The 8,037-nt window shown below is 57.0% G+C and carries 9 protein-coding genes and 3 pseudogenes; 5 read left to right on the top strand and 7 right to left on the bottom strand.

Annotated elements, in window-relative coordinates; genetic code table 11:
* Nucleotides 1-256 (top strand): hypothetical protein (locus tag B2M20_RS17340; RefSeq protein ID WP_139372944.1); only part of this gene is annotated, 256 nt, incomplete at its 5' end.
* A 186-nt stretch (nucleotides 257-442) separates the two neighbouring features.
* Here B2M20_RS17340 and B2M20_RS17345 read toward each other — a convergent pair.
* The 4 genes and pseudogenes from B2M20_RS17345 to B2M20_RS17360 all read right to left on the bottom strand — a co-directional run.
* Nucleotides 443-805, bottom strand: coding sequence for a PRC-barrel domain-containing protein (locus B2M20_RS17345; RefSeq protein ID WP_079448290.1), 363 nt, complete (start codon nucleotides 803-805; stop codon nucleotides 443-445).
* 205 nt (nucleotides 806-1,010) lie between these two features.
* On the bottom strand, nucleotides 1,011-1,226 hold the full coding sequence (locus B2M20_RS17350) for an XRE family transcriptional regulator (protein ID WP_309775551.1): 216 nt from the start codon (nucleotides 1,224-1,226) through the stop codon (nucleotides 1,011-1,013).
* A gap of 448 nt (nucleotides 1,227-1,674) precedes the next feature.
* Nucleotides 1,675-1,827 (bottom strand): annotated as a pseudogene (locus tag B2M20_RS19265) (IS110 family transposase); the annotation flags it as partial.
* A 414-nt stretch (nucleotides 1,828-2,241) separates the two neighbouring features.
* Nucleotides 2,242-2,943: pseudogene (locus tag B2M20_RS17360) on the bottom strand (hypothetical protein); the annotation flags it as partial.
* Between the two features lie 414 nt (nucleotides 2,944-3,357).
* Between B2M20_RS17360 and B2M20_RS19665 the strand changes: the two are divergent.
* From B2M20_RS19665 to B2M20_RS17365, 3 genes and pseudogenes are all read left to right on the top strand, one after another.
* Nucleotides 3,358-3,501: a hypothetical protein gene (locus B2M20_RS19665; protein WP_158081560.1), complete on the top strand. Its 144-nt coding sequence runs from the start codon at nucleotides 3,358-3,360 to the stop codon at nucleotides 3,499-3,501.
* A 98-nt stretch (nucleotides 3,502-3,599) separates the two neighbouring features.
* On the top strand, nucleotides 3,600-3,740 hold the full coding sequence (locus B2M20_RS19670; protein ID WP_158081561.1) for a hypothetical protein: 141 nt from the start codon (nucleotides 3,600-3,602) through the stop codon (nucleotides 3,738-3,740).
* 335 nt (nucleotides 3,741-4,075) lie between these two features.
* A pseudogene (locus tag B2M20_RS17365) lies at nucleotides 4,076-4,397 on the top strand (TonB-dependent receptor plug domain-containing protein).
* A gap of 46 nt (nucleotides 4,398-4,443) precedes the next feature.
* Here B2M20_RS17365 and B2M20_RS18800 read toward each other — a convergent pair.
* Nucleotides 4,444-4,632, bottom strand: coding sequence for an ATP-binding protein (locus B2M20_RS18800; RefSeq protein WP_087881219.1), 189 nt, complete (start codon nucleotides 4,630-4,632; stop codon nucleotides 4,444-4,446).
* A 121-nt stretch (nucleotides 4,633-4,753) separates the two neighbouring features.
* The gene (locus B2M20_RS18805; protein WP_139372945.1) at nucleotides 4,754-5,215 is read right to left on the bottom strand and encodes a histidine kinase dimerization/phospho-acceptor domain-containing protein; all 462 of its coding nucleotides are present in this window, start codon (nucleotides 5,213-5,215) and stop codon (nucleotides 4,754-4,756) included.
* Between the two features lie 776 nt (nucleotides 5,216-5,991).
* On the opposite strand from B2M20_RS18805, the gene B2M20_RS17380 reads away from it, so the two are divergent.
* Nucleotides 5,992-6,198: a hypothetical protein gene (locus B2M20_RS17380; protein ID WP_139372946.1), complete on the top strand. Its 207-nt coding sequence runs from the start codon at nucleotides 5,992-5,994 to the stop codon at nucleotides 6,196-6,198.
* A 335-nt stretch (nucleotides 6,199-6,533) separates the two neighbouring features.
* Here the strand turns inward: B2M20_RS17380 and B2M20_RS17385 are convergent.
* A partial coding sequence (locus B2M20_RS17385) for a putative inorganic carbon transporter subunit DabA (protein WP_139372947.1) occupies nucleotides 6,534-8,037 on the bottom strand: 1,504 nt, incomplete at its 5' end.

The raw sequence follows: 8,037 nt of genomic DNA on the forward strand, positions 1-8,037 counted from the left end.
GAACCAGTTCGCCTACTTCAACATTCCGGGTTGGTGGGACGACACGTGCTGTGGTGAAATCGACGTCACCGTCACGCTGAAGGACGGAACTGTACTGAGCACGCGCGACAACGTGAAATCAGCGACGGACGAGAGGATTGCAAATTGCTGCAATGCTAAGCAGGCGTTGCAATCGCATCTCAACGGTCTATGTCTGGGCGCCCGGCCACGGCGCCCCTCAGGCTCCTGCCGTTGGGGTGCCAAGGCGAACACCTAGAGCCGCAGGCAGGGCTTGAATGCCAGTAGCTTGCGTGGGCTACCGCGCGACAAAGCGGCGACATCGACGTTGAGCGCCCTGAGGTTCACCGTTCGATATACAGGACACCGCAATGTTATAGAAAGTCGGAACGAGTGGCAGCAAAACCCGCCGGGATTTCCCGGCGGGTAACCCAATAATCAGTGGTTAACCTGGATGTACCACAAATTCGTTATTGGAGGGGTGGAGCGTGGCATATCGAGCGTTCAAGTCAAAGATAGTCTCCACACCGTGCTTCGGACGGCCTTTCAACCGGTTCTCACTGATGTCGGAGCTGTACGCGCCCCGATCGGCATCGTATGTTAGCACGTTCCAAGGCACTATGTAGTGAGCGTCGCCGATGCCAAAGAATCCGCCGATACCCAATACGGCGTGGGCAATTTTTCCCTTCTTCTCGTCAACCAACACGTGCTTGATCGAACCGATCTTCTTCCCCTCGGCCCCATAGACAGCCTTTCCAGACAGTTTCCTACTAGGGCGCAGATGCGAAGTTTTTCTTTTCACAGCCATAGCTTCTCCTTTCCTGGTTAAGAGACCCGCGCACGGAACGCGACCCGCTGAATTGCGGTCGCGACGCGAGTCAGAGCTTCGGCACAGATTTGAGCGACGCTGGCATGACCCCGCGCCGATGAGTGCCCGCTATCTCTAGCGGGGCTGGGCGACAGTCAGTACATTCGTGATCTGCCGCATCGGTTAGCGAAAGGCGATATACGCATCATGGAACTCGATCATCCGCGACCAATCCACCTTCGCACTCAAAGCGCGCGATTTCTGCGGCCTCCAGGTTGGAGAACTTCAGGCGCACTCCATAACCCGACCCGTTTCCCGGGATGAAAACCGCTCCGAGTTTTTCCAAGGTGTCTCGTATCGCCTCGATTTCGGTGCGCTTCAGCGATCCGGAGACATTCTCGAACCGCTCGATGGCGTCCACGCTGATTTCCGAGCGTCGCGCCAGCATGGGCCTTGAAATCTCAACGAGTGCGCGAGCAGCACGGCACCGTGATCCCGTAATCATCGGTCAATCTCCTGCTAACATCTCACTTGCGGCATTGGCGCAGCATCGGACGTAAAGGTTCTCGAAGGCCGTCTGGACCGTAGAGCAAAATGAAGGCGGCCCAAGTCAGAAGCACACCACAATACTTATCAGCATCATCTGCACACCTCGCGCAATCTTACGCCGCGCTGGCACTGATCGGTGCTAGCGTAGCGGGCTAGGTTTGTGGGAATGGAAGGTCTGCTCTATGCCTTCGCAAGCGAACGAGCGGTCACGTCAAACTTGGAAATCTTTATCGCTAGAGCATGTCCTCTATCTAGCGACAGGAACGCAGAATTCAACTGAATGCGACAAAGTGTGCAGGCAGTAAAGATGCTTCTGGACTGCGCTGCAGCAATTTGCGAGAGGTCAGCAGAAGTCTTCGATGTTGGCTGGCGGGAGTTTTGACGTGGACCGCCTTGAACAGCCCGACCCGCATCATCTGGGCGATCCCGCGGGCGTCGTTCCGATCGGTTTTGTTGATTAGAGATGTTTTAGCGACAAGATCTCCCGCGTGTTTGATGCCTTGCATCGCGTAGAATCCGAGAGCAGCCGTGATGGCGCTCATCAGCAGGTAGCAAACCAGGATCTGTATTCGGAGTGTGTTACCCGCCGGTATGCAGGAACGTAGGTTTTCGTAAGCAGCGCGGAACAGCGCGATTTGCCCCGACCCCTGACGTCATACTCGCACCCACACGATGGCTCCACGTCCGTCAAATGACGATGGCGATCTTCTTCATCACGCCTATCTCACCTCTCCAACTTTCAAGTTCGATTCGAACGATCAGAAGCCGGGCACCTCATTCACCGTTGTCTTTCCGGTCGAAGCAGCTTTACGGTGCGGTGCGGGATCCATCCAAAAATGAAGCTGACGGTGAAGGTGAACTGAGTTTGTTTGCTGGCCCGCCCGGGGTTACAAAACCGTCGTATTGAACAGCGCTGCGTGGCCGACGTAGTAGGCAAACAGCGTTGCGGCAAGTGCAGCGCAGAACCCGGCCGGAGCGGCGAGTGGAACACGCCGGTCGTTCTCTACCCGGCGGTCATCGGCAAGCACTGCGAACAGCACCGCAATGATGCCCGAATGCCCGATGGTGTCTATCTTTCCAAATTCCAGGCAAGCAGCGATGAACATACCCGCTAGAATTGCCGCTGCGCAGCGCCGGACCAGTGGCGTCCAGAGCAATGCAAATGCGAGTACGAACTCAACGGCGCCAGCAGCACGCATATAGAACTGGGGATCAAACCCGAAAGTAATGCTCGGGTGCGTGATGAAGATCGGGTAACTCCACTGAGGATAGGCCCATTTTTCGACGGACGCCCACATCAGAGTCACCGCCGTCGCATAACGCATGATATCAATCGGCTCGATCCCGAAGAATTTCTTCTGAAGCCCCCTCAAAGCAAGATACGCTGCGATGCCCAGAAAGATTGGGTAGTCCGCCAAATGGAACATTCCGTAGTCGTGTATCGCCATGCCGAACAAGATGACGATGCCGAGCGCGGAGATCGGCAAAGTTCGCCTCCACAATAGGCAAATCGCGATTGTGAACTGCAGGGGAGGGAGGAGCGGCGATTTGCTGGTCAATTCTGGCGTTAACAGGATGCCACCCAGCGAATCAAATTTAAAAGGATCGCAAAGAACAAAAATCTCCGCAACGCTGCTAACTATCTCTCGACAGCTACCGCTTCCCCACTCGTGGCTCTTCTTGCGCTCTAGATTGCCGATGACAGAATATTCAGGCTTCCACGACCGCTAGGATCATTTCTAAGTCGCCAGTCATATGGACTTGACGCCGCTCTATAGGCGACATCGACCAACGCTTCCCCCCGCGCATCGATCGAGATCAACCGCAACCCCGCAAAGAATAACGAGTTCTATGTGCGGGTAAAATTAGTAAGCTTTGTAAATCCGCCCGCAAATGCAACTGTCTCAGTGAGCGTTCGCGGCAGCGATCAGTGGTTCGATGATAGGCTGTTCACATTTCCGTCGTGGCCACATAACCGCCTCAGCGGCTATATCGACTAGGGATTGGCATCTTACTCAATCACCAGTGAAAGTGTTCGCGGCAGCAAACTGAACGAAGACTGGGGCGACGACGAGATCTATGCTGCGGTCAAGGTGACGGGCTTCGGTGAAGTGAAAACCAACACCGTCAAGGGTAATTGGTCTTAAGACCAGACTTAGCGCGCCGCGGGAGCGAATGGACGCAAAGGGAAGCTGGCCTCTAAAGGCGAGCTAACAATCGTCCCAAAGGCTATGATGGCCATCTGATGCAGTACCTCTGCGGCGCGCTGCCATGGCTTCGTGAATTGGCAGGATGGCCAGCTCAATCGATAGGCGATCTCGATCAGCTTGCGCGCGGCTACGTCCGGAGCGGCGTGATCGCAATGACACCCATGGCCAGCTACTGACCGGCTTTCCTTAGACGTTGGACCAGGCCTAGAATGCGGCTGATAACACTCCTTTACCAACCGTGACGGTCACCGCACCCGAGGCTCGAAACAAGAAGCCGCGCACTGCTGCCCGTCGCGCTGCCACTCCGGTGAGATCGACTGTTGCTCAGCGCGCTGCCGCTCCGGTGAGATCGCCGGCTGTCCCGTACCTTACGCCTCCGACCGGCGCGATCGGTCAGCCGCCGGCTCCCTATGCCGGCGGCCAGGTCAGGACCACCACAAGCGTCGGCATGTTGGGCAATCGCAATGTCTTCGATACCCCGTTCAACACGACGGGTTACACCAGCAAGTTGATGCGCGACCAGCAGGCTAATGCCATCAGCGACGTCGCCGACAATGATCCCTCGGTGCGCACGAACTCACCGCGCTATAGCGAAATCGATGGGTTTCTGATCCGTGGTTTCCCGGTATCTGCGAGCGACTTCGCGTTCGATGGTCTATTATGGCATCACCGATACGCGCCGCCCTGCTATGGAGCCTATAGAGCGTGTAGAGATCCTGAAGGGACCAAGCGCCTTGCTGTACGGAATTTCGCCGTTCGGAAATGTCGGCGGCAAGCGTATGGTCAAAGCAAATCTAATGAGACTTCTTCGGTGGAACTCTGAGACTCACTAGGCGATGACCAAGTCTATGAAAATTAGCTTACCTAATACTTTGCACTTTAATCATCTTCCACCGCAGGCAAAAATAAGTCGAAGGTGGAACCCCGGCCTACTTCGCTATCAACGATTAAGCGTCCTCCAATTTGCCGAATGAAGGCGCAAACTTGCGGGATACCTAAACCAGTCCCGTTTTTACCTTTGGTGGTAAAGAACGGTTCGAATATGTTCTTCATTACGTCCTTGGTCATACCCAAGCAACACGGACCCGGACATAGGCGCCTAAGCCCCCTCCTCCTGCTTCCGGATCGCGACTGTCGGTTATTATCTCGATTACGCCTCCGTCGGGCATAGTATCACGCGCATTAATGACTAGTTCAAAATCGCGGCCGCAAATTGCGGTCGATCGATAAGGCATTTTGGCAAATTGGCAGAAAACTGGAATTCGATCCGGACCGATGAACCGATCGCGCATGTCAGGAGCAGCTCCAGTTTGGAGAGTAGCTCCTTCACGTCCGCTGCTGAAGCGAGAAGCTCCTTTTGGCGCGCCAAGGTGAGAAGTTCGGATGTCAGCCACAACCCGCGATCAACTCCCTCTTGGGCGCCACCAATGAAAGCGCGTACTTTATCCGTGTCGCTGATGTTATTCTCTGTCAATCGTAAGGACGAATCGATGACCGCCAAGATATTCCTGAAGTCGTGCGCAATTCCGCCAGTTATTTCTCCTAGAACTGAAAGTCGTTGCGCGGCCGGTGCTGACTGCTCCGCCACTCGAGCCTCAGGGCCTCTGGACAGCGGATCGACGCTTGCCGCCATATCATTTACCGATGTCATTTGACTTCTTTGTTTTCTATGAAGAGGTCAGTCCGCGAGCAATGAGCTGGATCTATAATCGTCTCCTCGATCGCCGCGGCCCTGGGGCGTAATGACGTAAGGGATCGGTCTCTTTCCATCAGTAGATCACTGGAAGACCGCTAACCGCTGAAGCAACCGCCTTTTCTCTGGAGCAGCGGTCGGCGTCGTCGTCACTCAAGAGTGATACGCCTCCCGATTAAGGCAGACAAACGATTAAAATGCGAGTTCACTGCAAAACTATTGCCGTCACTGACGATCGCCGCGCGCGCAAGCGCCAATGAAGAGCCCACTTGCCGAATAGAACTCGGAGGGTGAATGCACCATCGTGCAACTCCTCACCGGCCGCATGCACCAACGTAATAGGGTTCTCTCGCGCAAATCCGCTCCTTGGCCCATCGATCAGCATCGGCCGCTTTGGCGAGCCGGCGTGGCCAGTACTCTGGATGGGTCGGCGAAGAGCATCGACGTGGGAAGACGAAACGAGATGCGCACGGAAGGAAATACGTGCGCGTCTAGTCCGGAGGATTTGTTGACCGCTAATGAACCCGATGAAAGAGATTCATTAACACGAAAGCCTTTTCGCAGCTCGATCCAGCTCTGGATGCCGGTCAGGCTTGTCAGGGTGGCGGCGCTGGCGAACGCCGACGACGACCCTACGCGCGAGCCGAATGAGCGCGACTTCGCCAGGTTGAGGAATTTGGCCGAATAAGCAGGTGTCCCCTAGCCGCTCGGAATCCGCCACGCCCTTCTGAATGATGAGCGACGACCAAATTTCCGTCCTGTTCGAGGGCAACGACAACGGCCAGGCCACCGGAGATAGGGTCGCCGGGGCGCTCTTCGCCGGCTGGCAGCGAAGGGACATTCTGGCTCATCGTTTAAGTCTGTCAGTCAATGCTGCAAACGCGGTTTTCCGATCGTTCGCGCTTGATGCGTTGACCTTCATGAAGATTGTCCGCTCTTAGTAGATGCGATGCTCTCGTTGGGCCTGATGCCAGCGCTCGATCTAGTCGTGGGCTGAATGATACGGCGTACCGCGCAATGCTGTGTACCTCTCTGTTCGACATGGCCAGATCGTCCGCTAAGCACTTGATGAGTTCTCGCTGAGAAGTTACGAGCGTTGTCTGACATTGACGTGAGCCCGGTCATGGGTAGGTGAAGATCGGTCTGTCGGCTGGTTATGGCAGCGCTCTTGTACTTGAACTCGTTCGTCGTCTTGATCACCACCTAAGCGGGCTGGTGATGAGATCGCAGCCCGGTGTCGCCAGACCAACGTTGATGGTGGGTTCGCGCGGGACTTTCAGCCAACTGCGGAGGAGCAAGTGGCGCCCCTGCCTGTGCCAGCTAGAAGCTGGGCAGGAGCTATCAGAGCCGGACGCTCTTCCCACTGGCCATTGTTGAAGACAAATGGCTTGTAGCCCTGAGTGGGGTCGATGACGATGGCGCGAATCCACCCGCCAAGCACCAGACTCTTGACCTTGACCACGCGTTCCAGCACACGGCCGGCAAAGTCCAGCGGCGCCTCGATCAGCGCGATCAGGCGCATCGGCTCGTGGTAAGGACGTCCCTCGCGCATGACCGTCTGCATTGGCAGGCCGGTCCGCAGATCGCTCAGGTTACCGGTCATCACGCCGAAGCGTCCGGACACATTGTGGTAGACCTTGCTGCCGCTGCCCAGACGAGCATTATTCACCGTGGAGAAAAAATATTCCAGATTAATCCACTGGCCCACCACTACTGGACCCGCCAATAGGTTTTCCAGCAAACGTCCCTTGGGATCGCAGCGCCAGTCGTAGGACAAAAGAAAGGGCCGCCCCTGCAAATCTGCCGCTTGGGTCAGGCTGCGACGCCCGACGATGCCATAGACGTTCTGCGACAGTCCCCACTCCGGCCGGACTTGCGCCCAGTCCACCGCGAGGCGTTTTGCCGAACGCAAGGCTTGCGCTGGCTGAATCTCCTTCGCCTCCGGTGACAGCTTAGACATGCGCTCGGCCGCCGTCAGGCGTGAGGCCGCTCGCAGGCTGTTGCGCAAGCGATCCAGATACACCAGATGGCGCGGCGGCAGCAGGTCAAGGTCGAACAACTCGATGGCATCTGTGGTGGTGACGTGCAGCGCGGGCATGAACCAGGTGTCTTCCGGGATGGTGATGCCCCTGGCCGCCAGCCGCTCGCGCACCGCGGGCTTGTTGGCCATCTGCGCGAACACCCGGGCGTTAACCAGGCCGCTGGCGCCACCGCAGGCGCCGCAGTCCAGCGCCGATTCGTAGGGGTTGTTCTCGGTTTTCCCGCTGTGGCCGACGATGAGCACGAAGCGCGAGAAGGTATGGGTCAGCCCGATCATCGTCAGGGCCGTGTGCACATAGTTAACCTGCTCGTCGAGCGAGTAACCTATGCGTCCCAGCCGCACGAGCTGGTGATTGGCGTGTTTGGCATCAATACCATAGATCTCGCGCAGCTTGTCGATGAACTCGGCCTCCTGCGTCTGGGGCACACCGAACTCCGTGCACAGCCGCGTCGGCCCATTTCTGTGTCGCAGCGCGGTTTCACGCAGTTCACGGATCACGTCGGCATCCACCCGCTCGCGCTCGATCTTCAGTTCCTCATGCAGCGCCTTAACGATCATCGCTCGCTGCAGCGTGCGAATGATGGAGTCGGCCTGCTCGCGGGTGAGCTTGTCCACCAACAGGCGGGTGACCGGCTTTTCGGTATCGATGCGGCTGCGCCAGCGGCTGTAGGCCAGCGGCGCCAGGGTTTTGCCGAACAGGTCCAACCCGAACAGCATACCCACCGCCTCCACCGTGACG

The sequence above is a fragment of the Nitrobacter vulgaris genome (genome assembly GCF_002028545.1).
GTDB classification, from domain to species: Bacteria; Pseudomonadota; Alphaproteobacteria; order Rhizobiales; family Xanthobacteraceae; genus Nitrobacter; species Nitrobacter vulgaris.

Excerpts from the sequence above, each read along its gene's own strand:
- B2M20_RS17345 (WP_079448290.1), bottom strand. The coding sequence starts at position 805 with ATGGCTGTGAAAAGAAAAACTTCGCATCTGCGCCCTAGTAGGAAACTG.
- B2M20_RS19670 (WP_158081561.1), top strand. The coding sequence starts at position 3,600 with ATGCAGTACCTCTGCGGCGCGCTGCCATGGCTTCGTGAATTGGCAGGA.
- B2M20_RS18800 (WP_087881219.1), bottom strand. The coding sequence starts at position 4,632 with ATGACCAAGGACGTAATGAAGAACATATTCGAACCGTTCTTTACCACC.
- B2M20_RS18805 (WP_139372945.1), bottom strand. The coding sequence starts at position 5,215 with ATGACATCGGTAAATGATATGGCGGCAAGCGTCGATCCGCTGTCCAGA.
- B2M20_RS17380 (WP_139372946.1), top strand. The coding sequence starts at position 5,992 with ATGAGCGACGACCAAATTTCCGTCCTGTTCGAGGGCAACGACAACGGC.